Here is a 23589-nt window from a genome sequence, read left to right as displayed (position 1 = left end):
GGGACTAGTCGCCTCTGAAGTGCGCAAATGCCTCACCGTGAATGTGGCATTGCCCATGGTTGTATCCGCCTGGGTGTCGACTTCGTAACTCTCCATGGCGCTATCCGCAGCTCCGACCACGAGTCAGAGGAACCCGATACCGCCGAGCAGGTGGGGGAGTGGGCAGACCCGTGGCCGCTTGCGCTCGCTGGGTCTGGTACCGGACCTGGTGCGTACCCCCGTCGCTCGTCGAGGAGTCGCGGGCCTTCCCGGAGGCCCCGAAGACGCTGTCCAAGTGGTACCTGAGCACCTCCAGCGCCGCCTCGGCGGAGACGTCGAGGCCGGGGGCCAGTTCGCCCTCGGTCCGGGCGCGGCCCAGCACGTCGGCCAGTTGCTGTTCGAAGCGGTTGGGGCCTTCGACGAACGGCTTCTCGGCCAGCTCGGGATCGGTCATCGCGAGCACCGCGTACGAGGTCCACACGAGGCGGAAGGCGCGGCTCTGCTCGGTGGTGGGCATCGACTCGGCGAGCAGCGCCTCGATGTAACGGCGTGTGGTCGTGGGGGTCGGCGATGTCCTGGTGCTGGATCCTGCTCATCAACGTCCCGATCGGCGCCCTGGCCATCACCGCGGCCCTGCCGTTCCTCGCCGCCGACGGGGAGCATGGGCGGGGCCAGCGCCTCGACGTGCCGGGCGCCGCGCTGGCGACGGCGGGCGTCGGCTCGCTCGCGTATGGCATCTCGCAGATCGAGGGCCGCGGCTGGTCCGGGCCGACGACCGCGGTGGCGCTCGCCGTCGGCGCCCTGGCCCTGGTGGCGTTCGTCGCTGTGGAGGCGCGCTTCGCGCGTGCCCCGCTGATGCCGCCCCGGCTGTTCCGGATCCGCGCCATCTCGTGGGCAATACGGCGATGCTGCTGGCCGGCGCCTGCTTCATCCCCATGTGGTACTTCCCGTTGCTCTACATGCAGAACGTGCTGCACTACCGGCCTCGGCTTCCTGCCGCACACCCTGGTGGGCATCGCGGGGGCGCGCCTCGCGCCACGGGTCATGGAGCGCATCGGCGCCCGGCGGCTCATCGTGCTCAGCGCGGCTGTCTCCGCGGCGGGCTTCCTGTGGCGGAGCCGCGCCACGCCCGACAGCGGCTACCTCATCGGGTTGCTCGGCCCCGCCGTCGTCATGTCCGCCGGGATGGGCCTGCTGATCACCCCGATCACCACCACGGTGACCTTCGGGGTCGGCGACGTCGACGCGGGCTCCGGGAGCACGCCCGCCGCGCTCTCCGGCGACTACGGCCGCGCGTTCCTGGCCATGGTGGTCATGGCGGCCATGCTCGTCGCGGTGGACGTGGGGGTGCTGGCGCTGCCCGTGGCGCGCGAGAGGGAGAGGGGCGGGGCCGGGGGGCCGGGCGTCCCTCGGCCGGGAAGTGAGCGCCCGTTGGCCCTGGAGATGAGTGCCCGTTGGCCCCGGAGGTGAGTGCCCGTTGGCCGGGAAGTGAGCATGGTGAGACGCTTTTCGGTAGGAGGCGCCATGCCGGATCCGGACAAGAACGCAGCCGACGACGGGGCCCTGCCCTACGTGCCCGCACGCGGGGGGATCCCGTCCCTGCGCCGTGCCGCCGCCGACTGCCGTGGCTGTCCGTTGTACGCGAACGCCACCCAGGTGGTGTTCGGTGCCGGTCCCGCCCGCGCCCGCCTCATGCTGGTCGGGGAGCAGCCCGGCGACCAGGAGGACCGGGACGGCGAGCCGTTCGTGGGTCCGGCCGGGCGCCTGCTCCGATCGGCGCTGGGCGAAGCCGGGATCGCAGAGGAACAGACGTACTTCACCAACGCGGTCAAGCACTTCAAGTTCGCGCCCGTCGCCGAGGGCCGCAAGCGCCGCATCCACAAGGCGCCGAACCTCCGGGAACTGACCGCCTGCCGCCCCTGGCTCGCGGCCGAGGTGCGGCGCGTGGACCCCGAGCTGGTCGTGGCACTGGGAGCGACGGCCGGGAAGTCCCTGTTGGGCAGCTCCTTCAAGGTGACCGAGTCGCGGGGTGCCCTTCTCTCCCTGGCGTCGGGCGCGGACCTGCCGCTGGCCGCCGAGGAGGAGAGCGACGGCGGCGGCCGCCACCTCCTCGCCACCGTGCACCCTTCGGCGGTCCTCCGCGCGAAGGACAGAGACGAGGCGTTCGGGGGACTCGTGTCCGACCTGCGGGTGGCCTCCCGCTTTCTGAGCACGGCCGACACGGTCGGCACGGACAGCACCGTCGGCACTACCTAGGAAGGGAGCTGGAATGTCGAATCCACAACAGCCCGAACTGCGGCGCAGCCGAAAAGGTGGCGCCACCCCGCAGGAGAGCGGTTCCACCAAGGCGTCACAGCCCGGAACCCCGCAGGGCAAGGGCAGCGGGCCGCACGGGACGGACCGCGGCGCCAAGGGCGGCGGAAAGGGCGGCGGCACGCCGCCGGAACAGCGGCCGGACCACCCGTGAAGCTGATCCCGCGGAGCAGATAGCGAGCGGTTGCCCGGCGGCGCCTTTCCCGGCGCCGCCGGGGATTGCTCCGTTTTCCGGCGGGGTGAATCGGCAGGCGTAATAGTCAGCTATTTTTCGGACGGGGCGGGTACAACACTGATATGGAATCCATGGAGTGGGAACTTGCTATCTCGCACACTGCCGCCCTGCTGATGTGGGTCGCCGGTGTCGTAGTGGTCGCGGTCCTTCTCGGCGCCTTTCTCCTGGGCCAGCGCGTCCGTGCGCGCGAGGCCAGCCCGCCGCGTCCGGAAGAACAACCCAAACGGCCTTACGACGGCCCGGTCAGGGAAGAGCGGGAGTACCGCGAGCCGGATGAAGTGCCTCAAGACGGCGGCCGGCTCCTTCCTCACGAGCTGAAAGAGGGGTACGGCCAGTCGAGCACGCACCGCTGCGACTCTCAGGACCCGGCCGATCACCGGAAAGGCGACGGCGGCAGTTTCGGCAGCGGCGGCCTAGGAAGCTGAACCCGGCCTCGGAAGCTGAACCGGCGCTTTTCCGGGCTTCCTTCAACCCCCCCACAAGAGGCCCTTTCGGGCCGCGCACACCTAATGGAGTGACATGACTACCGCGAGAGACATCATGACCGGAGGCGCGGAGTGCATCGGCGCCGAGGAAAGCGTCCTGCTCGCCGCCCGGAAGATGACCGAACTCGGTGTCGGCGCGCTGCCGATCTGCGGTACGGACAACAGGCTCAAGGGCATGCTCACCGACCGCGACATCGTCGTCAAAGTCCTCGGCAAGGGCAAGGACCCCGCGCAGACGAACGCGGGCGAACTCGCCCAGGGCGAGGCCGTCACCATCGGCGCGGACGACGACGCCGACGAGATCATGCGCACCATGACCACGCACAAGGTCCGCAGGCTGCCCGTCATCGACGGCCACGACCTCGTCGGCGTCGTCGCCCAGGCGGACGTCGCCCGCAGCCTCCCCGACCCACAGGTGGGCGACCTCCTCCAGGCCCTCTCCACCGACTGAGCGCCCCCAGCCCCCTCCTCGCAAGCGCGGGACCCGGTGAGACCGCCGGGTCCCGCGCTCTGTGCGCCGCCTTGTCACGGCGCGACGTACCGGGCCCGCCGCCCATGACCGCCCCCCTCACCCCGCGCGACTCACCCGAATGCCCTACACCACCGGGCCGTCACCGCGTGACTGACAGAGGCTGTTGCAGGACTGGACGGTGTCTCGGCGCCGTCGGAGCGGCCGGTGGTCGGCGCCGCACGCCGGCACCGCGTACGGAGGAGATCTGCATGACCACAGCTCTGTCGCGCACCTGGGAGCACGCCGTCGTGACCGGCGGCGGAGGCTTCGTCGGTTCCCATCTGTGCACCGCCCTGCTGGCCGCCGGAACCGCGGTGACCTGCGTGGACGACTTCAGCACCGGGCGGCCGGAGAACGTGTCGCCGCTGCTGGAGCGCCCCGGGTTCAAGCTGATACAGGCGAACGTCGCCGAAGGGATCGTCGTCGACAGGCCGCCCGATCTCGTCCTGCACTTCGCGTCCCCCGCGTCCCCGGCCGACTATCTGCGACTGCCCCTGCACACCCTGGAGACCGGCAGCCTGGGCACCCGCAACACCCTGCGCCTCGCCCATAGTTCGGGCGCCCGCTTCCTGCTCGCCTCGACCTCGGAGGTCTACGGGGACCCGCAGCAGAACCCGCAGGACGAGCGGTACTGGGGCCATGTGAACCCGGTCGGCCCGCGGAGCGTCTACGACGAGGCGAAACGATTCGGCGAGGCCCTGACCACGGCCCACGCCGACGCCGAGGGCACCGACACCGCCATCGTGCGGCTGTTCAACACCTACGGCCCCCGCATGCGCGGCCACGACGGCCGGGCCGTGCCGACCTTCGTACGACAGGCCCTGGCCGGGGAGCCCCTGACCGTCACCGGCGACGGCCGCCAGACCCGCTCGCTGTGCTACGTCGACGACACCGTGCGCGGCATCCTCGCGGCGGCCGCCCACGGAATGCGCGGCCCGGTCAACATCGGCAACCCCACCGAGATCACCATGCTCGAACTGGCGCGCCTGGTCATCGCCCTCACCGGATCCGACTCGGAGATCCGCTTCATCGACCGGCCCACGGACGACCCCGCCGTCCGCTGCCCCGACGTCACGCTGGCGCGCGACAAGCTCGGCTGGGAACCGCGCGTGGACGCCGAGGAAGGCCTGCGGCGCACGATCGACTGGTTCCGCGCCACGGCGGATCACTGACCCGGACCGCGACGGCCCCCGCCGGCACCCTCCCGCGGAATCCGCCCGCCCGCGCCCGGCCCCGTGCCCTGTACCGCCAACAGAACCTCGGATCCCTCATGCGCATCCTCGGAATCAACGCACTCTTCCACGACCCCGCCGCCGCCCTCGTGATCGACGGCCGGACGGTCGCCGCCGCGGAGGAGGAGCGGTTCTCCCGGCGCAAGCACGGGAAGCGACCCGTGCCGTTCTCGGCCTGGGAACTGCCCGAGCAGGCCGCCGCCTGGTGCCTGCGCAGGGCCGGCCTGCGGCCCCAGGACCTCGACGCCGTCACCTACTCCTACGACCCCGCACTCGCCCGGCCCGCCGGGGAGATGGGGCTCGACGACCCCTGGGACCACCTCCGGCAGACGTACGCCCGCGAGGCCCCCGGCTTCCTGAGGACCGCGCTGCCCGGCCTCGACCCCGGCATCGTCCGCTTCGTGCCGCACCACATGGCGCACGCCGCGTCGAGCGCCTTCGCCGCACCCGACGCCGAGGACTCCTCCGTCCTGGTCCTGGACGGCCGGGGCGAGCGCGCCTCGCACCTCGCCGCGCGGCGCGTGCGCGACAAGCTCGAACCGCTGTACGCACAGGACCTGCCGCACTCCCTGGGCCTGGTCTACGAGGAGCTGACCGGACACCTCGGATTCCTGCGCTCCTCCGACGAGTTCAAGGTGATGGCCCTCGCCTCCCACGGCACCCCCCGCATGCTCCCGGAGCTGCGCCGCCACGTGTATCCGACGGGCGACGGCGGCTTCCGCGCCACCGGGGTGCCCTGGCACGAGCTGTGTCCGCCGCGCGGCGCCGACGAGCCGTGGACGCAGGACCACGCGGACGTCGCCGCGAGCGCCCAGGCCGTACTGGAGGAGACGCTGCTCGACCTGGCGCGCTGGCTGCACGGCAAGACGCACCACCGGGTGCTCACGCTCGCCGGCGGCGTCGCCCTGAACTGCGTCGCCAACTCCCGAATAGCCCGCGAAGGACCCTTCTCCCGGGTCTGGGTGCAGCCCGCCGCCGGTGACGCGGGCACCGCCCTCGGCGGCGCGCTGCTGCTCTCCGCGGGACAGGGCGACGAGCCCGAGCCCATGACCGGCGCCGACCTGGGCCGCGACTGGTCGGACGCGGAACTCGGCGCCTGGCTGAAGACGGCGGCCGTGACGTTCGAACGGCCGCCGGACATCGCCGCGACCGTCGCGCGGGCGCTGGCGGAGAACCGGATCGTCGCGTGGTTCCAGGGCCGTTCCGAGTACGGCCCGAGGGCCCTGGGACACCGCTCGCTGATGGCCCATCCCGGGCACGCGGGCAACCTCGAACGGCTCAACGACGTCAAGGGCCGCGAGCAGTTCAGGCCCGTCGCGCCGATGGTGCTCGCCGACCGTGCCCCCGAGATCTTCGACGGGCCGATGCCCAGCCCGTACATGCTCTTCGTGCACGACGTGGCCGAGCCCTGGCGGGAGCGCATCCCGGCCGTCGTCCACGTCGACGGCACGGCCCGCATCCAGACCGTGGACCCGGCGCGCGAACCCCTCGTCGCCCGCATGCTCGGCGAGTTCGAGAAGCTCACCGGGCTGCCGGTCGTGGTCAACACCAGCCTGAACACGGCGGGCCGCCCCATGGTGGACGACCCGCGCGACGCGCTGGAGTGCTTCGGTTCCTCACCCGTCGACCTGCTGGCCATCGGCCCGTACGCGATCCGGCGCCAGGACCTCTTCCAGGCGTTCGAAGGAGGAGGAGTCCGATGACCGAGTACCTGATGGGCCTGGGCGACACCGTCAGCACCGAGGGCGCGTACGCGGTGGTGATACCGACGCTCGGCAGGCCCAGCCTCAACGCGACCCTGCGCGCGCTCGCCGACGCCGAGGGACCGAAGCCGGTCCGCGTGGTCCTCGTCGACGACCGGCCGGGAACGGACGGCACGACCACCCCGCTGCCGGTCGAGGTACCGGCCCTCCTGAGCCCCGTCACCATCGTGGTGAGCGGCGAGGCCCGCGGACCCGCCGCCGCGCGCAACACCGGCTGGCGGGCGGCCGGTCGCGTGCCGTGGATCGTCTTCCTCGACGACGACGTGGTGCCCGGCCCCACCTGGTGCGACGACCTCGCCCTCGACCTCGCCGCGACGGCCTGCGACGACGGCGCGGTCACCGCCCGCGTCCACGTCCCGCTCCCCGCCGGCCGCAGGCCCACGGACTGGGAACGCAACACCGCCGGGCTCGCCACCGCGCGGTGGATCACCGCCGACATGGCGTACCGGCGCGCGGCGCTTGAGGGCGTCGGGGGCTTCGACGAGCGGTTCCGGCGCGCCTTCAGGGAGGACGCCGACCTCGCACTGCGGGTCCTGGCGGCCGGCTGGGAGGTGACCGCGGGCACGCGCACCACGGCCCACCCGGTGCGGCCGGCCGGCCGCTGGATCTCCGTACGCCTCCAGGCGGGCAACGCCGACGACGTCCTCATGACGCGGCTGCACGGCCGCGACTGGTGGACCAGGGCGGCCGCGCCACGGGGGCGGCTGCCCCGCCACCTCGGGATCACGGGAGCGGCCGCCGGGGCGCTGGCCTGCGCCGCGCTGCGCAAGCCCGTCGCCGCCGGCCTCTGTGCGGCGGCCTGGCTGGTCGGCACCGCGGAATTCGCCGTGGCGAGGATGCTGCCGGGCCCACGGGACCGCGACGAAGTCGTCACCATGGCCCTGACCAGCGTGCTCATCCCGCCCGCGGCCGTCTGGCACTGGCTGCGCGGCCACGCGGCGCACCACGGGGCGGCGCCCCTCGACCCGTACGCGGCCGCGCGCGGGCGCCCGCTGGGCGTGCCGCCGCGGCCGGTCCGGGACGAACGGATCCGCCGATGAGCGGCCACCCCGCCCCGTCCCCGCCCGGGAGCCGGCCGCGCACCCTCGTCGTGCGCCTGGACAGCACGGGCGACGTGCTGCTGGCCGGCCCGGCCGTGCGCGCCGTGGCGGCCGGCTCGTCCTGCACCGCGCTGCTGTGCGGTCCGCAGGGCGCCGAGGCGGGGCGGCTCCTGCCCGACGTCGACGACGTACTGGTGTACGACGCCCCATGGGTGGGCTTGGAACCGGTGCCCGTGTCCCACGCGGCGACACGGCAGCTGCTGATTGAGCTGACGGAGGGCCGCTTCGACCGGGCCCTGGTGCTCGTCTCCCACCACCAGAGCCCGCTGCCCATCGCACTGCTGCTGAAGCTCGCCGGAGTCGGCTGGACCGCCGCCGACAGCGAGGACTACCCCGGCGCCCTCCTCGACCTGCGCCACCACCGGCAGCCCCACCGCCACGAGGCGCAGGCCGCCCTGGACCTGGCCGAGGCCTGCGGCTTCGCGCTGCCGCCGAGCGACGACGGGGCGCTGCGCGTGGAGGCGAGCCCCGACACCACCCCCCTCACCGGCGGCGACCCCTACGTCGTACTCCACCCCGGCGCCGCCGTCCCCGCGCGCGCCTGGAGCCCCGAGCGGGCCGAGCGCGCCGCGGCGGCCCTCAGCGCGGCCGGCCATCGGGTCGTGGTCACCGGAGGCCCCGGCGAACGTGACCTGACCGCGAAGGTCGCCGGACGGCACGCCCTCGACCTCGGCGGCGCCACCGATCTGCGGCGCCTTGCGGGCGTCATGTCCAGGGCGCGGGTGGTGGTGGCCGGCAACACCGGGCCCGCGCACCTCGCCGCCGCCGTGGGCACACCCGTCGTGTCCCTGTTCGCCCCGGTGGTGCCGGCCGAGCGCTGGGCCCCGTACGGCGTCCCGCATGTCCTGCTCGGCGACCAGCACGCGCAGTGCGCGGGCAGCCGGGCGCGGCAGTGCCCGCTGGCGGGCCACCCCTGCCTCGACGGAGTCGATGACGCCGAGGTGCTCGCCGCCGTGACGACGCTCACCGACCGTACGCACGGACGTACGGACGACCGTGCGGCCGGCGGGCGGACGGGCCGCGCGCAGTCGACGACATCCCCCACCGATCCGACGACCGCGCCGGGCGGCACGCCCGAAACGGAACGAGGAGCGATCGTATGAACATCCTGCTGTGGCACGTGCACGGCTCCTGGACGACCGCGTTCGTCCAGGGCCCACACACCTACCTCGTTCCCGTGACACCGGACCGCGGCCCGGACGGGCTCGGCCGGGCCCGTACGTTCCCCTGGCCCGCCTCCGTGCGCGAGCTGACCCCCGAGCAGCTGCGGGACGCCGAGGTGGACCTGGTCGTCCTCCAGCGTCCGCACGAACTGGAACTGGCCGAACGCTGGCTCGGCGGGCGCCGCCCCGGGCGGGAGGTGCCCACCGTGTACCTGGAGCACAACGCGCCGGACGGCGACGTCCCCGAGACCCGGCACCCGTGCGCCGACCGCGACGACCTGACGCTCGTACACGTCACCCACTTCAACCGGCTCTTCTGGGACTGCGGCAGCACCCGCACCGAGGTGATCGAGCACGGCATCGTCGACCCCGGGCACCAGTACACCGGACGCCTCGCGCGCGCCGCCGTCGTCGTCAACGAACCGGTGCGCCGCGGCCGTTACACCGGCACGGACCTGCTCCCCGCCCTGAGCGAGGCCGCCCCGCTCGACGTGTTCGGCATGCGCACCGAAGGACTCGCCGCGCACCTCGGCGTCCCCGAGGACCGGTGCCGCACCGCCGACCTGCCCCAGAGCGAACTGCACGCCGCGCTCGCCGAGCGCCGCCTCTATCTCCACCCGGTGCGGTGGACGTCGCTGGGCCTGTCCCTCCTGGAGGCCATGCACCTGGGCATGCCCGTCGTGGCGCTCGCCACCACGGAGGCGGTCGAGGCGATCCCGCCCGGCGCGGGCACGCTGTCCACCCGCCCCGACGTCCTCGCGCGGGCCGCCCGGCGCTATCTGGAGGAACCGGGGGCGGCGGCGGAGGACGGCGCCCGCGCCCGCCAGGCCGCTCTCGAACGGTATGGACTCAAGCGCTTCCTGCACGACTGGGAGCGCGTGCTGACGGAGGCGTGCTCATGACCTCATCACTTGGCCCCTTCGACCCCGGGACCCTCTCCGCGGGGCCCGTCTTCGGCCCCGGAAGGCTGTCGATCGCGCTCGTCTCCGAACACGCGAGTCCGCTCGCCGCACTGGGCGGAGTCGACGCGGGCGGCCAGAACGTGCACGTCGCCTGTCTCGCGGGCGCCCTCGCCGACCGCGGCCACCGCGTCACCGTCCACACCCGCCGCGACGCGGCCGACCTCCCCGAAACGGTGGCGCTACGGGACGGGGTGGACGTGCACCACGTGCCCGCGGGCCCGCCCGAGCAGATACCCAAGGACGAACTACTGCCCTATATGGGCGACTTCGGCCGCTACCTGACCCGCACCTGGCGCGGCCGCCCGCCCGACCTGGTCCACTCGCACTTCTGGATGTCGGGACTCGCCTCGCTGTGGGCGACACGTCAGCTGGGGCTGCCCCTGCTGCACACGTACCACGCGCTCGGCACCGTGAAGCGCCGCCACCAGCAGCAAGCCGACCCCAGCCCGCCCAAGCGGATCGCCCTGGAGACGGAGGTGGGCTTCGGCTGCGACCGGGTCATCGCCACCTGCCGGGACGAGGTCGTCGAACTCGGCCGGATGGGCATCCCCGCCGGCAAGGCGAGCGTCGTGCCGTGCGGGGTCGACACCGAACTGTTCACCCCGCGCGGGCCGGTCGCCGCGCGGGGCACCGAGCGTCACCAGGTGCTCCAGCTGGGCCGCCTCGTCCCGCGCAAGGGCGCGGCGGTCTCCATCGCCGCGCTCGCCCTCCTGCCCGAGACGGAGCTGGTCGTGGTCGGCGGGCCCCCTGCCGACCGGCTCGGCCAGGACCCGGAGGTCCGCCGGCTGCGCGCGCTCGCCCGCGAGGCGGGCGTCGCCGACCGGGTCCGCTTCACCGGCGGCGTGCCGAGCACCGATGTGCCGGCGCTGCTGCGCGCGGCCGACGTGGTGCTGTGCCCCGCGGACTACGAACCGTTCGGCATCGTCCCCCTGGAGGCGATGGCGTGCGGCAGACCGGTCGTCGCCAGCGCGGTCGGCGGCCAGCTGGACACGGTCGCCGACCCGGCCACCGGCCGCCTGGTTCCGCCCCGCGACCCCGAGGCCCTCGCCGCCGCCGTCGCCGAACTCCTCGCGGACCCCGCGACGCGCGAGGCGTGCGGCGAGGCGGGCCGCCGCCGCACCCTGCGCCGCTTCGGCTGGGCCCGGGTCGCGGCGGCCACCGAGGCGGCGTATTGCGAGGTCCTGGACCCGCGCCCGGTCGCCACCGGGGTGGGGGTGGTGTGACCCGGAAACGGCCTCCCGCGCCGGGCCACGGGCGTGCGGTCGGGGCGGTCGGGGCCCCGACCGGCAGGGCGCCCGTGGCCACGATCGCCGTAGGCGGGTCTCCCGCCCGGCCGTCCCCCGCGCGCCCCGACCCACCGCGGAGCACCGACATCCGAAGGAGGTAGGGCCCGCCGCCGCCCCAGTGACGCGGCCTGCCCGAACAGCATGAACGAATCCCCTGCACTCGATGGAGCGCATCTCCACTGCCGGTCCCTGGAGCAAGCGCTCCGCCGGCTGCGCCGGGACAGCCTCGGCCCGATCGCGGAGTGGGGCGGCCGGCTCGCCGCCGCGTTGCCCGCCGGGAGCCGTCTGCTGGCCGCCGGGAACGGTGGCAGCGCGGCCCAGGCCCAGCATCTGACCGCCGAACTGGTGGGCCGCTACCGGCAGGAGCGGCCGGCGTACTCGGCCATCTCCCTGCACGCCGAGACCTCCAGCATGACCGCCATCGGCAACGACTACGGCTTCGACCACGTGTTCGCCCGCCAGGTCTCCGCGCACGGCAGACCCGGCGACATCCTCATCCTGCTGTCCACGTCCGGCCGCAGCGCCAACCTGATCACCGCGGCGGTGGCGGGCCGGGCCGCGGGGCTGCGCGTCTGGGCGCTCACCGGGCCGGGCCCCAACCCGCTGGGCGAAGCGGCCGACGAGCGGCTGTACGTGGACGGGGACACCACGGCGACCGTGCAGGAGGCCCATCTCGTCGCCGTCCACCTGCTCTGCGAGGCCTTCGACGCGGCGCTCCCCGAGCCCCGGCCCGTCACCGCCACCATCGGCAGGGCCGAGCCCGCCGCGGTCCCCGTCCATGGGAGGACCCCGTGAACGGGCCCAAGCCGCTCGTCGTCGTCGGAGACGTCCTGCTCGACGAGGACATCGAAGGGGTCGCCACCCGGCTCTCCCCGGACGCCCCCGCCCCGGTCGTCGACGTCACCGGCGACCGGCGCCATCCCGGCGGCGCCGGACTCGCCGCGGCGCTCGCGGCCCGCGGCGGCCGCGAGGTGGTCCTCGTGACCGCACTCGGCGACGACCCCGCGAGTGAAGCCGTCCGCCGGGAACTCAAGGGCCGCGTACGCCTGGTGGAGCTGCCGCTGAACGGCACCCTGCCGGTGAAGACACGCGTCCTGGCGTCCGGCCGTCCCCTGGTGCGCATCGACCGGGGCGGCGGCACACCGGGCGAGCCCGACGCGGCGGTCCGCGACGCGCTGGCGCAGGCCCACGCCGTCCTCGTCGCCGACTACGGACGGCACACGGCGAGCGCCGTACGGGAGCATCTGGCGGCCGTCACCCCCCGTACGCCCCTGGTCTGGGACCCGCACCCCAAGGGCGACACCCCCGTCCCCGGGGCGCGGCTCGTCACCCCCAACGCGGCGGAGATCCGCGCCCTGTGCCCGCGCGACGGCGAGACACTGCGGTCGTACGCCGAGCGGGGCACGGAACTCGCCGACCGCTGGCGCGCCGCCGGTGTCGCCGTCACCCTCGGCGAGCGCGGCGTCCTGCTGACCAGGCCCGGGTCCGGTACGCCGATGCTCGTCCCGGCGCCCTACCACGCCACCGGCGACCCGTGCGGCGCGGGAGACTGCTTCGCCGCCACGACGGCCGCGGCGCTCGCGGACGGGGCGCTCCCCGAAGAGGCCCTGCAACGGGCGGTCGCCGAAGCGGCCGCGTTCGTGTCGGCGGGCGGCGCCACGAATCCGGGCCTGTGGCGGACGACGCCCGCCCCGGGCGGCGAGGAGATGCCGGGCACCGACGCGTTCGCCCTCGCGGAGCGGGTACGCGCGCGTGGCGGCACGGTCGTGGCGACCGGCGGCTGCTTCGACCTGCTCCACGCCGGGCACGTCGGGCTGCTGGAGAGCGCCCGGCGCATCGGCGACTGCCTGATCGTCTGCCTCAACTCCGACGCGTCACTGGCCCGCCGCAAGGGCCCCGGCCGGCCGCTCAACCACGAGGCGGACCGCGTACGTGTCCTTGAGGCGCTCGGCAGCGTCGACGCGGTCGCCGTCTTCGAGGAGGACACCCCGGGAGAGCTGCTGAGCAGGCTGCGGCCCGACGTGTGGGTCAAGGGCGGCGACTACTCCGTCCAGGACCTGCCGGAGGCGGAGACGTTGCGGGCGTGGGGTGGGCAGGCGGTCGTCCTGCCGTATCTGGACGGCCGCTCCACCACGCTGTTGGCTCGGCGGGCGGCGGTCGCCGCGGGGACGCGGCGCTGAGCCGGGGCCTCCTTGAGTGGCGCCCTGGGTCTTCTCGCCTGCGGCGGGCTTCTTGCGCGAGCGCGTCTGCCTGGTGGGAGTCGGTTTGCGGGTGCGGGTGTGTTTTTGGTTGCTCGCGCAGTTCCTCGCGCCCCTGGCCGGGTGCGTCCTGGGTGCCGTTTTCTCGCCTGGGCGGGCTTCCTGCGCGGTCGCGTCTGCCTGGGGGGAGTCGGTTTGCGGGTGCGGGTGTGTTTTTGGTTGCTCGCGCAGTTCCTCGCGTCCCTGGCGGGGTGCTTCTGGGGGTCGTTTTCTCGCCTGGGGCAAGTCCCTTTGCGGGTGCGGGAGTGTTTTGGTTGCTCGCGCCGTTCCCCGCGCCCCTGAGGGGCGCTCTTGGGATGCGGGGCGGGATCGGTCGGATGGGGGTGTTTCTAGGCGGCCGTGCTCAACGCCGGCTGGCTGGGGGCGTCCAGTTCCTCCTTGTGGAGGAGGACCGGCTTGGTGGTGCGGCGCTTGCGGAGGAGCAAGCCCGCTCCGATGGAGCCGGCGATGATCAGGCCGCCCGACACCAGGGCGCCACGGGCGCCGGCCAGTTCCATGAGGAGGCCCAGCGCGGGCGGGCCCGCGAGGCCCCAGCCCGTGCTGATGCTTCCCCAGACGCCCAGCACACGGCCCCGCAGATGGGCGGGCGGGTCCGTCTGGAGGACGGTCGTCCCCGCCGTGTCCGAGACGGACTCGACGACGGCCATGGGCAGGACCAGGACCAGCAGTACCGCGAAGGAGGGGGAGAATCCCGCCACCACCTGGAGCAGGGCACCCGCCGCGGCCAGCAGGCCCACGAGCCGCACCGACGGCCGGCGCAGCCTGGCGCCGAGGACCGCGCCGATGATGCCTCCGACGGCCAGGACCGTGGAGACCGTGCCGAACGAACCGGCGCCCCCGGCGAGCGGCCCCGTGACGAGCACGGCCAGGGTCAGCGTGTAGTTCCGTCCGAAGACCGCGCTGATGCCGGTGATGCCCGCGAGGGCCACGAGGCGCGGCCGCCGCATGAAGAACGCCAGGCCCTGCCGCACGGTCATGTCCTCACCGACGGTCTCGGGGCCGGGGACAGGGACGGAGCCGCGCTGCGCCGGGACCAGGGGCCGGTCGGCCACCGCACCGCGCAGCGCCCCGTACGCGGGACGCAGGAAGGGGATGACCGCGGCGACGAAGAGGAACGACACACCGTTGGCGGCGTACGCGGCGGCCGTGCCGAGGAAGCTGACCGTGACACCGCCGAGGGCGGCACCGGCGAGGCGGCCCGCACTGTGGACGAGCGAGCCCACGCCGATGGCGGAGGGCACGTCCTCCGGCGGCACGAGGTCGTTGCCCAGCAGGGCGCACGCGGGCCCGTCGACTGTGGCGATGACGCCGGTGACGGCGGCAAGCACCAGCAGGACGGTCAGGTCGAGCCGGCCGCAGGCCACGAGCGCGGCCGTTGTGAAGGCGATGGCGCCGAGGAGGGCCTGGCTGACCGTGGCGGTCACCTTGCGGGGCCACCGGTCGACGACGGCACCGCCCACGACGCTCATGAGCAGCGCGGGCGCGGCCTGCACGGACATGGAGAGGCCCGTGGCGGCGGCGGACCCGGTGATCTGCAGGACCAGCAGGTTCTGCACGGTCAGCTGCATCCACGTACCGGCGTTCGACACGAAGTTGGCGACCGACCACCAGCGCATGCTGCGGTACTTCAAGGACCGCCACGGCGAATGGGACCCGTCCGCGGGCGGCGCGGAGGCAGGGGGATGGACAGGAGAGGAGGACACAGAAGACACAGAAGACACAGGGGCACTCGGAGACTCGGAGGCAGCCCGAAGGGACTCAGGCGGGGGCATCGGCGGGAGCTCGGGACACCGGCGGCACTGCGCGGTCACTCCAGCGGATCTGTGGGGCGGCCGCGCGGCCGGAGAGACGTCTTCTGAGCGCGCTGAGGCGTACGGACGTTCCGGAGTGCGGCGTTGACCATGGTGGCAGATGGTGCTCGTGAGCCCCGGTGCCGTTCGGTCGGATACGGCGTCAGAAGAGTCCAAGTGCGCGTAGCGGAAAGCGATTTGGCGGTTCTGGTGTGCTTGCTCACACGGCTCGCGGGTGGGGTCCGTACGCGGCCGTGGAGCCCCGCGCGGTGACGCGGGCCACAGTCGTGGACGGGGGCGCCGCGCGGCCCGCCCGAGGTGCCGGGGAGGCCGCGCGGCGTCACAGTGGGAAGCGGAGCGGTCGCCGAGCGCGACCGCGGTCAACCGCACGAAGGAAGGGACAGGCATGGGTGGCGGAGCGCAGGTCGACCTCCATGGCAAGCGGGCGCTGGTGACCGGGGCGGCCCGGGGCCTCGGCGCCTCGATCGCGAGGGGACTGGCCCGGGCCGGGGCCTCGGTCCTCGTCGCCGACGTCCGGAAGGATCTCGCGCAGGAGCTCTGCGACGACCTCGGCCGCGACGGTCTCGACGCCCGCTTCGTGGAGATGGACGTACGGGACGCCGCCGCGGTCGCCGCCGTCTTCCGGGACCTGGAGGCGGCCGGGGAGTCGGTCGACATCCTGGTCAACAACGCCGCCGTCGACGTCTCCAAGCCCATCGAGCACCTCACGGCCTCCGAGGTGACGCGGGTCGTCGAGACCAACCTGCTCGGGCCCATGTACCTGTGCCTGGAGACCTACCGGCGCATGATCGCCCGCGGTGGCGGCCACATCGTGAACATCCTGTCCACCGCCGCGAACCGCACCTGGACCGAGGCGGGCCCCTACGCGGCGGGCAAGTCGGGTCTGCGCGCGTTCACCCACACGCTGTTCAAGGAGGCGCAGCGCGACTGCGTGGGAATCGGCGTCACCGGCATCATCGCGGGTGGCATGGAGACCCCGTTCATCCTGGAGCGCTTCCCGGACGCCGACGTGTCCATGTTGCAGAGCCCGGACATCGTGGCCGACACGGTGCTGTACGCGCTGTCGGTCCCGGCGGGCAGCGCCGTGGGCGAGCTGGTCGTCGTGCCGCGCAAGGAGCCGTCCTGGCCGTGACAAGGAAGGTCGTCCCATGACGCCGACGATGTTCTCCATGGCGCCCATACCCCCGCCCCCGTGGGAGAGGGCCGCGGTGACCGCGGGCGCGGGCTTCCTCGGATCGCATCTGTGCGAACGACTGCTCGGCGCGGGGGTGGAAGTCGACTGCGTCGACGCCGTGCCGCGCGCCTCGGCCCGTGACATCGAGCATCTCGCGGACCGTCCCGGCTTCCGCTATCTGGAGCAGGACATCGCGCACCCCGACTGCCGCGATGCCCTCGCGGGGCCGTACGACCTCGTCGTGCACCTCGCGTGCCTCACCCCGGCGGCCGCCTCCGCGCGGCGCGGGCCGCCTCCTGTGGAGACGGCGCCCGACGCCGACAGCCCTGGCACCCGCAACGCCCTCGCCGTCGCCGACCGGGACGGCGCGCGGTTCCTGCTCGCCTCCACCTGCCACGTCGGCGCCCGTCCCGTGGGCGCCCGCCCCACGGCGTACGACGAGTCCCGGCGCTTCTCGGAGGCGCTGACCACCGCGTTCGTGAGCGCGAAGGAGGCCGACGCGGGCATCGTGCGCCTGTTTCCGACGTACGGCCCCCGCATGGGACCCGACGACGGCCCGCTGATCCCGACGCTCGTCCGGCAGGCACTGAGCGGCGAGTCGGTGACCGTCCCCGGCGACGGCAGCTATGCCCCCTCGCTCTGCTACGTCGACGACACGGTCGACGGCGTGCTCCTCGTGGCCGCGAGCCGGTCCGTGCGGCCGGTCGACATCGGCGGCGAACCGGCGGCGACCGTCGAGGAGATCGCCCGCCGGGTGATCGCCCTGACCGGCTCGGACGCCCGCCTGGAGTTCGCGGGGGCTGAGTTCGCCGGGGCACTCGACGACGGCCCCGAGCCGCCCCGCCCCGACACCGGTTTCGCCCACGAGATCTTCGGCTGGACGCCCAAGGTCGCCCTGGACGACGGACTCAAGCGCACCATCGCCGACTTCCTCGACCGGCCCGGGCGGATCAGGTCCGAGGCATGATCAGCGACGAGGGAGGTATACACCGGAGGGACAGTGGCCGGAGGAAAGGGGCCCGATGAAGGCACTCGTCGTCTGCCTGGACGGTATGACAGGCGTCCTGCTGGCCGGACCGGCCGTCCGGGCGGTCGCCACCCGGGCCGATCAGGTGACGCTGATGTGCGGGCCGCGCGGCGCCCCCGCCGCGAGGCTGCTGCCCGACGTCGACGACGTGCTCGTGTGGGAGGCGCCGTGGGCGGGCCTCCGTCCGCCGACGGTGGACGAGGCGGACGTCGAAGGCCTTCTGCACCGGCTGAGGGACACGGCGTACGACGTCGCGCTCGTCTGCACCTCCTTCGGGCAGAGCCCGCTGCCCGCCGCGCTCCTGCTGCGCATGGCGTACGTACGTCATATCGGCGCCGACAGCGCCGACGACTCCGGCAGCCTCATCGACGCCCCCCACCGGCGGCTTCCCGGCCGCCACGACGCCGAGGCGGCGCTCGACGCGGCCGCGGCCCTCGGGTTCCTGCCCAGAACCGGCGACGACGGCCGCCTCCGCGTCCTGCCGTCCCCCGACACGACCGGCCTCACCGGCAACGGCCCGTACGTCGTCCTGCATCCGGGGGCAGGTACACCGGCACGCTCCTGGGGCGCGGACCGCGCTGCCGAGGCGGTCGCCCTGCTCGCCGACGCCGGACACCGTGTCATCGTCACCGGCGGGCCCGACGAGGCCGCCCTGACGCACCACGTGAGCGGCGACACGGCCGTCGACCTCGGCGGGCGCACGGACCTGCGGACCCTGGCCGGTGTGCTGCGCGCGGCCGATGTCGTCATCGCGGGGAACACCGGCCCGGCCCACCTCGCCGCCGCGACCGGCACCCCCGTCGTCTCCGTGTTCTCCCCGGTCGTCCCGGTGGAACGCCGGGGTCCCTACGGAGTGCCCGTCGTCCTCCTCGGCGACCAGCACAGCCCCTGTGCGGGCACCCGCGCCCGCCACTGCCCGGTGCCCGGCCACCCCTGCCTGACCGAGGTCACCGCCCAGGACGTCGTGCGCGGCGTGCAGAAACTCCTGAAGGACGGTGCGTGACGAAGGGGGTCGTGACGAAGGTTGTGACGGAGGAGGACGCCCGACTACCCGCCGTGGGCGGCCGTAGCCGCCGCCTCCGCGGGCCGACGGCCCAGGTGGTACACGTTGAACGCCTTGCGGATCACCGGCTGGGCGACATTGCGCACCGGTACGCCGCCGCTGGTCATGCCGTGCTCGGTGCCCGCGTGCGCGTGGCCGTGGACGGCCAGGTCCGCGCCCGCCGCGTCGACCGCCTCCGCAAGCAGGTAGCTGCCGAGAAACGGGTAGATCTCCAGGGGTTCCCCCGCGAGGGTGTCCGGCACGGGCGCGAAGTGCGTGAGCGCCACCCTCGTGTCGCAGCCCTGCCCGGCCAGCTCGTCCAGCGAGGTCCGCAGGCCCTCGGCGCAGCGGCGGGTGTAGCGGATGAACTCCTTCATCAGCGGCTCGCCGAACTCGCTGCCGCTGCGGCCGACGAACCCGCCGCCGAACCCCTTCGTGCCCGCGATGCCTACGCGCGCCCCGTCGACCTCGACGACCGTGCCCTGCTTCTCCAGCACCCGTACGCCCGCTTCGCGCAGGACGGCGGTGACCTCCTCGGGCCGCTCGTCGTGATGGTCGTGGTTGCCGAGTACGGCCACCACCGGCACCGGCAGTCCCGCCACTTCGTCGGCGACCACCCGGGCCTCCTCCACCGTGCCGTGGCGGGTGAGGTCCCCGGCGAGCAGCAGCAGGTCCGCACAGTCGTCGAGCGTCTCGAAGGCGGGCCGGAACACTCCCTTGCTGTCGAGGCCCATGTGGATGTCCCCCACGGCGGCGATGCGGATCATGAGACTTCCTCCGGGTGGTCCGGGGCCGCCGCTTCGGCCACCACGATGTCGAAGTGGACCGTGAGCCCGGCCAGTTGCTCGTTCACCGTGCGCAGCAGCTCCTCGCGGCAGTGCGAGGTGGGCACGGTCCCGACGACGGTCACGGACGATCCGCGGTGCTCCACGCGGATGCCCAGTTCGCCCAGCTCCTCCGCGGCGAGCCGCTCCTTCAGATGGGCGATGCGGTACTCGGCGTTGGCTTGGTCGTTCATCGGTCTCCTCCTCGCGGTGCGATGACTTCCAGGCGTTCCAGCAGATAGAGGAAGGCGGCGGGCATCGGCGCGTCCCCGCACTCGCCGCGCACCGCCTCCCAGTCGACCATCTCGCGCAGCTGCCGTGCGATCGGCAGCACGGCGCCGAAGTCGCAGTGGTGCTCGGAGAAGGCGGCGAGCAGGGCCCGCATCAGGTCGGTCGGCGACAGGACCGGCATGTGCACCGAGTCCACCGGCAGCAGCGTGGCGCGGCCCAACAGCTCCGTGGTGACCGGCTGGTTGGCCAGTTCGAAGATGAGGTCGATGTCCTGGCCGAGGCACTTCGCCTTGAGCAGCCAGTCCTCGGGCGGCGCGTACACCGGCAGGCCGGCCTCCTCCAGGGTCGCCGCGACCGCTTCGGCGTCCTCGGGCCTGATGCAGAAGTCGGCGTCGTGCTGGAGGTTCCCGGCCCCGCCGTGCGCGTACACGGCGACGCTGCCGGCGAGCGCGAAGTCGTGTTCGCGCCTCTTGAGGATGGCGGCGACCTGCTTGGTCGCCTCCAGGATGGCCTGGTTGAGGTCGGGCGGAAGCTCCTCCGCGCGCACCTCGTGGTGTGAGGATCCCCCGGCCGGTCCGCCCGTGACCCGCCCGCCCGTGACCTGCCCGCCCGCCGGACGCAGCTCGGTGACCGGCTTCCGCGCGTCGCGAGTCGTGTCGGGAGTCGTGTCGGGAGTGGTGCCGGGGGTGGTGTCTTCTGCGTTCGGCGTCACCTGCTGCTCCGTTTCCGGACGCCGGCTGCTGCACTGAGCGTGCAGGTCGGCGGTCTCCGACGATCCCTGCTCCAGGCAGCTCCGGTACCCGGACCGCCGGGTTCGACGCTTCTATGGATGTCGCTTAGGTGGATTTCCCTTATACCGCAGGGCCAAGTGCGCCACCTCTTCGCGCCGCACGGCTCAGGGGCGCCGCCAGTCGTCGCTCTGGAGATGGGATCCGGCCTGGGGGCCCATCCGCACCATGCCGCCGTCGGCGACCCAGGACGCGCCGGTCACGTACGAGGAGTCGGGGCCGGCGAGGAAGGCGATGACGGCGGCGATCTCCCGGGCGTCACCGGGCCGGCCCAGCGGGATGCCCGGGCGGGGCTCGCTGTGGACGTCCGTGTTCTCCTGCCCGGTCATGGGGGTGGCGATCTCGCCGGGTGCGACGGAGTTGACGGTGATGCCGTGCTCCGCCAGCTCCAGGGCCATCACCTGGGTCAGCAGCCCGAGGCCGCCCTTGGCGGCACAGTAGGGGGCCGCGCCCACGCGGGGCTGGTGCTCATGGACCGAGGTCACGTTGACGATGCGGCCGCCGTCACCCTGTTGGATCATCCGGCGCGCGGCGCGCTGGCCGCACAGGAACGGACCCACGAGGTCGGTGTCCACGACGCGCCGCACATCGTCGAGCCCCAGTTCGAGATAGGGGGTCGCGGTGCCCGTACCGGCGTTGTTGACCAGGACGTCGATGCGGCCGAGCCGCTCGGCGAGGTCGTCGACGACATCCGCGGCATCCGGCAGCCGGGTCAGGTCCATCCGGGCGACGGCCGCGCGCCGCCCGTGCCGGCCCACCTCCTCGGCCGTCCGCTCGGCGCCTTCCTTGTCGCTGTGCCAGGTGATCCCGATGTCCATCCCGGCCTGGGCGAGACGGACGGCGGTGGCCCGGCCGATGCCGGAGTCCGAGCCGGTGATGACGGCCACTTTGGCGGTGGAGTCGCTCGGGACGGTCATGGAACCTCCTTGGGTGCGGCGCCGCGTTCCGGCACGGGACCTGGGCGGGCCGGGGCGGTCGGGTGGAGTCGTCGTACGGATCACTCATGGCCCTGCGTCCAGGTTCGGCCATGACGCCTCACGGGTCTCCCCGAGAGCGCGCCGCAACCGTGGCGCACGGCCCCGCATTCGGCCCGGTGGAAAGGTGAGTCCGCCGAAGTCGTGGGAACTTGAATCCCATGACTGCTTCCCAGCACCCGGAACCGGACCCGGAGCCGGATCCCGACCCCCGGAGCGCCGCGGGACTCGGACCCGGCGGGGGCGTGCCACCGGGGGAGACCCCGCCCGCCGAGAGCAGCATGTCGGGAGCGGGGCCCGCGGAGACCCACAATCCGCCGAAAGGGTGGGCGAAGGGACCGCTGGCCCTGATCATCGGCTTCGCGGTGCTGATCGCGGCGTTCTTCCTGGTCTACGCCCTGGTCCTGCTGCTGTGACGCGGGGCGGGAGTGACGATGAGAAGGGCGACCCCGAAGACTCGGTGAGGACTGGAGAGACGACATGAGCGAAGACACCCCGTCCCAGGCGGAAGGCGACCGCGACACCACCGGCGACGAGGCGGACGCGCCGCCGCGCACCACCCCCTCGCAGGCCGAAGGCGACGACGACACGGCAGCGGACGACACGGACGGCTGAACCCGGGCGGGCAAGTCGACGACGCGCACCGCTCGACAAGCAGGTAGACCAGACAGAAGGACACGCCAGGCACATCAGGCATATCGGGCCCGTCAGGGCCGAAGGAGTCGACAGGACGTGACGGACGTATCGAGCAAGGGCCCCGCCTCGGGCGACGGCCGCGAGACGCTCACCAACCGGCAGGGCCACCAGGTCTACGACAACCAGAACCAGCGCACCGTCGGCGCCCGTGGCCCGGCGACCCTGGAGAACTACCAGTTCCTCGAGAAGATCAGCCACTTCGACCGCGAGCGCATCCCCGAGCGCGTCGTGCACGCCCGCGGCGTGACCGCGTACGGCTACTTCGAGGCCTACGGAACCTTCGGTGACGAGCCCATCGGCCGTCTCACCCGCGCCAAGCTCTTCCAGGAGCGCGGCAAGCGCACGGATGTCGCCGTGCGCTTCTCCACGGTGATCGGCGGCCGCGACTCCTCGGAGGCGGCCCGCGACCCGCGCGGCTTCGCGGTGAAGTTCTACACCGAGGACGGCAACTGGGACCTGGTCGGCAACAACCTGGGTGTGTTCTTCATCCGGGACGCGATCAAGTTCCCCGACGTCATCCACGCGCTCAAGCCGGACCCCGTGACTTTTGAGCAGCAGCCCCGACGGATCTTCGACTTCATGTCGCAGACGCCCGAGTCCATGCACATGCTGGTCAACCTCTTCAGCCCGCGCGGCATCCCGGCGGACTACCGCCATATGCAGGGGTTCGGCGTCAACACGTACAAGTGGGTCAACGACCAGGGGGAGTCCCTCCTGGTGAAGTACCACTGGATGCCCAAACAGGGCGCCCGCAGCATGACCGAGGAGGACGCGGCCAACGTACAGGCCGATGGCCTCGGCCACGCCACCAAGGATCTGTACGAGGCGGTCGCGCGCGGCGAGCACCCGGAGTGGGAGCTGCTCGTCCAGGTGATGGACGACCACGACCACCCCGAGCTGGACTTCGACCCCCTCGACGACACGAAGACCTGGCCCGAGCAGGACTTCCCGCCGAAGGCCGTGGGCCGGATGGTGCTCGACCGGATGCCGGAGAACTACTTCGCGGAGAACGAGCAGATCTCCTTCGGCACCGGTGTGCTGGTGGACGGCCTCGACTTCTCCGACGACAAGATGCTCGTCGGCCGCACCTTCTCCTACAGCGACACCCAGCGCCACCGCGTCGGCCCCAACTACCTGCAACTCCCCGTCAATCAGGCCAAGAACGCCGACGTGCGCACCAACCAGCGCGACGGCCAGATGACCTACCACGTCGACGGCGGCGGCGAGAACCCCATCGTCAACTACGAGCCGTCCATCACCGGCGGCCTGCGGGAAGGGCAGTACCCGACCCACGACGAGCAGGGGCCGGAGATCCACGGCAGGCTCACGCGCAAGCGCATCCCGCGCACCAACGACTACATCCAGGCCGGGCAGCGCTACTGCCTGATGGAGCAGTGGGAGCGGGACGACCTCGTGCACAACCTCGTCGACCTGCTCTCCCAGTGCGACCGGGAGGTCCAGGAGAGGATGGTCTGGCACTTCCTCCTCGCGGAGAACGAGCTGGGCCTCAAGATCGGCGAAGGGCTCGGCATCGGCGCGAAGGACGTCGCCGGACTCCAGCCGCTGGCCAGCCAGGACCTGACCGAGGAGGACCGCAAGCGGCTCGCCGACCTGGGAGACAACCCGCCGCGTGACGTCAGCGGGCTGACCATGACGCACTGCGTCCCCAACGAGCGGCACGTCGTGACGCGCTGAGACGGGTGACCTCCGCGGCCGGCCTCGTGCCGAGGCCGGC

25 protein-coding genes are annotated in these 23589 nt (G+C 73.2%); 19 read left to right on the top strand and 6 right to left on the bottom strand.

Features of this window, described 5'->3' with window-relative positions; genetic code table 11:
* Positions 1–100: 100 nt before the first annotated feature.
* A complete protein-coding gene (locus ACWDVB_RS00125; RefSeq protein WP_451513515.1) occupies positions 101–511 on the bottom strand; it encodes a TetR family transcriptional regulator C-terminal domain-containing protein in 411 nt (136 codons plus the stop codon).
* A gap of 38 nt (positions 512–549) precedes the next feature.
* Between ACWDVB_RS00125 and ACWDVB_RS00120 the strand changes: the two genes are divergently transcribed.
* The 13 genes from ACWDVB_RS00120 (at position 550) to rfaE2 (ending at position 13209) form a co-directional block, all read left to right on the top strand.
* A complete protein-coding gene (locus ACWDVB_RS00120) occupies positions 550–1449 on the top strand; it encodes a hypothetical protein (protein WP_451513253.1) in 900 nt (299 codons plus the stop codon).
* A gap of 54 nt (positions 1450–1503) precedes the next feature.
* A complete protein-coding gene (locus tag ACWDVB_RS00115; protein ID WP_451513252.1) occupies positions 1504–2235 on the top strand; it encodes a UdgX family uracil-DNA binding protein in 732 nt (243 codons plus the stop codon).
* A gap of 13 nt (positions 2236–2248) precedes the next feature.
* On the top strand, positions 2249–2446 hold the full coding sequence (locus ACWDVB_RS00110) for a hypothetical protein (protein ID WP_451513251.1): 198 nt from the start codon (positions 2249–2251) through the stop codon (positions 2444–2446).
* Between the two features lie 143 nt (positions 2447–2589).
* Positions 2590–2952, top strand: coding sequence for a DUF6479 family protein (locus ACWDVB_RS00105; protein WP_451513250.1), 363 nt, complete (start codon positions 2590–2592; stop codon positions 2950–2952).
* Positions 2953–3046: 94 nt separating this feature from the next.
* The gene (locus ACWDVB_RS00100) at positions 3047–3463 is read left to right on the top strand and encodes a CBS domain-containing protein (protein ID WP_451513249.1); all 417 of its coding nucleotides are present in this window, start codon (positions 3047–3049) and stop codon (positions 3461–3463) included.
* Positions 3464–3732: 269 nt separating this feature from the next.
* Positions 3733–4695, top strand: a complete 963-nt coding sequence (locus ACWDVB_RS00095) for an NAD-dependent epimerase/dehydratase family protein (RefSeq protein ID WP_451513248.1) — start codon at positions 3733–3735, stop codon at positions 4693–4695.
* Positions 4696–4793: 98 nt separating this feature from the next.
* On the top strand, positions 4794–6458 hold the full coding sequence (locus tag ACWDVB_RS00090) for a carbamoyltransferase family protein (protein WP_451513247.1): 1665 nt from the start codon (positions 4794–4796) through the stop codon (positions 6456–6458).
* Positions 6455–7558: a glycosyltransferase family 2 protein gene (locus tag ACWDVB_RS00085; RefSeq protein ID WP_451513246.1), complete on the top strand. Its 1104-nt coding sequence runs from the start codon at positions 6455–6457 to the stop codon at positions 7556–7558. Before ACWDVB_RS00090 ends, ACWDVB_RS00085 begins: the two co-directional genes overlap by 4 nt.
* Entirely contained in the window at positions 7555–8721 is a 1167-nt protein-coding gene (locus tag ACWDVB_RS00080) for a glycosyltransferase family 9 protein (RefSeq protein WP_451513245.1), read from the top strand. Before ACWDVB_RS00085 ends, ACWDVB_RS00080 begins: the two co-directional genes overlap by 4 nt.
* On the top strand, positions 8718–9683 hold the full coding sequence (locus ACWDVB_RS00075; RefSeq protein ID WP_451513244.1) for a glycosyltransferase: 966 nt from the start codon (positions 8718–8720) through the stop codon (positions 9681–9683). Before ACWDVB_RS00080 ends, ACWDVB_RS00075 begins: the two co-directional genes overlap by 4 nt.
* A complete protein-coding gene (locus ACWDVB_RS00070; protein ID WP_451513243.1) occupies positions 9680–10966 on the top strand; it encodes a glycosyltransferase in 1287 nt (428 codons plus the stop codon). Before ACWDVB_RS00075 ends, ACWDVB_RS00070 begins: the two co-directional genes overlap by 4 nt.
* A gap of 204 nt (positions 10967–11170) precedes the next feature.
* Complete coding sequence (locus tag ACWDVB_RS00065; protein ID WP_451513242.1) at positions 11171–11824, top strand: D-sedoheptulose-7-phosphate isomerase; 654 nt, start codon at positions 11171–11173, stop codon at positions 11822–11824.
* A complete protein-coding gene (gene rfaE2 / locus ACWDVB_RS00060) occupies positions 11821–13209 on the top strand; it encodes a D-glycero-beta-D-manno-heptose 1-phosphate adenylyltransferase (RefSeq protein ID WP_451513241.1) in 1389 nt (462 codons plus the stop codon). Before ACWDVB_RS00065 ends, rfaE2 begins: the two co-directional genes overlap by 4 nt.
* Before the next feature lie 407 nt (positions 13210–13616).
* Here rfaE2 and ACWDVB_RS00055 read toward each other — a convergent pair whose 3' ends face one another.
* Complete coding sequence (locus tag ACWDVB_RS00055) at positions 13617–14903, bottom strand: MFS transporter (RefSeq protein WP_451513514.1); 1287 nt, start codon at positions 14901–14903, stop codon at positions 13617–13619.
* 580 nt (positions 14904–15483) lie between these two features.
* Between ACWDVB_RS00055 and ACWDVB_RS00050 the strand changes: the two genes are divergently transcribed.
* The 3 genes from ACWDVB_RS00050 to ACWDVB_RS00040 are packed head-to-tail and all read left to right on the top strand — an operon-like array spanning position 15484 to position 18302.
* The gene (locus ACWDVB_RS00050; RefSeq protein ID WP_451513240.1) at positions 15484–16230 is read left to right on the top strand and encodes an SDR family oxidoreductase; all 747 of its coding nucleotides are present in this window, start codon (positions 15484–15486) and stop codon (positions 16228–16230) included.
* Positions 16231–16246: 16 nt separating this feature from the next.
* Positions 16247–17239, top strand: coding sequence for an NAD-dependent epimerase/dehydratase family protein (locus tag ACWDVB_RS00045; protein WP_451513239.1), 993 nt, complete (start codon positions 16247–16249; stop codon positions 17237–17239).
* 55 nt (positions 17240–17294) lie between these two features.
* Entirely contained in the window at positions 17295–18302 is a 1008-nt protein-coding gene (locus tag ACWDVB_RS00040) for a glycosyltransferase family 9 protein (RefSeq protein ID WP_451513238.1), read from the top strand.
* 44 nt (positions 18303–18346) lie between these two features.
* Here the strand turns inward: ACWDVB_RS00040 and ACWDVB_RS00035 are convergent, their stop codons facing one another.
* From ACWDVB_RS00035 to ACWDVB_RS00020, 4 genes are all read right to left on the bottom strand, one after another.
* The gene (locus tag ACWDVB_RS00035) at positions 18347–19108 is read right to left on the bottom strand and encodes a metallophosphoesterase family protein (protein ID WP_451513237.1); all 762 of its coding nucleotides are present in this window, start codon (positions 19106–19108) and stop codon (positions 18347–18349) included.
* Positions 19105–19359, bottom strand: coding sequence for a hypothetical protein (locus ACWDVB_RS00030; protein WP_451513236.1), 255 nt, complete (start codon positions 19357–19359; stop codon positions 19105–19107). The genes ACWDVB_RS00035 and ACWDVB_RS00030 overlap by 4 nt, the downstream gene beginning before the upstream one ends.
* Positions 19356–20108: a hypothetical protein gene (locus ACWDVB_RS00025; RefSeq protein WP_451513235.1), complete on the bottom strand. Its 753-nt coding sequence runs from the start codon at positions 20106–20108 to the stop codon at positions 19356–19358. The genes ACWDVB_RS00030 and ACWDVB_RS00025 overlap by 4 nt, the downstream gene beginning before the upstream one ends.
* A gap of 183 nt (positions 20109–20291) precedes the next feature.
* A complete protein-coding gene (locus tag ACWDVB_RS00020) occupies positions 20292–21101 on the bottom strand; it encodes an SDR family oxidoreductase (protein WP_451513234.1) in 810 nt (269 codons plus the stop codon).
* A gap of 218 nt (positions 21102–21319) precedes the next feature.
* Between ACWDVB_RS00020 and ACWDVB_RS00015 the strand changes: the two genes are divergently transcribed.
* From ACWDVB_RS00015 to ACWDVB_RS00005, 3 genes are all read left to right on the top strand, one after another.
* Positions 21320–21574: a DUF6480 family protein gene (locus ACWDVB_RS00015; RefSeq protein WP_451513233.1), complete on the top strand. Its 255-nt coding sequence runs from the start codon at positions 21320–21322 to the stop codon at positions 21572–21574.
* A 64-nt stretch (positions 21575–21638) separates the two neighbouring features.
* The gene (locus tag ACWDVB_RS00010; RefSeq protein ID WP_451513232.1) at positions 21639–21773 is read left to right on the top strand and encodes a hypothetical protein; all 135 of its coding nucleotides are present in this window, start codon (positions 21639–21641) and stop codon (positions 21771–21773) included.
* Positions 21774–21890: 117 nt separating this feature from the next.
* On the top strand, positions 21891–23549 hold the full coding sequence (locus ACWDVB_RS00005; protein WP_451513231.1) for a catalase: 1659 nt from the start codon (positions 21891–21893) through the stop codon (positions 23547–23549).
* Positions 23550–23589 lie beyond the last annotated feature (40 nt).

The sequence above is a fragment of the Streptomyces sp. NPDC003379 genome (genome assembly GCF_053589195.1).
Note: the sequence above shows the minus strand (reverse complement) of the source record. Positions and strands in the feature narration are given on the sequence as shown.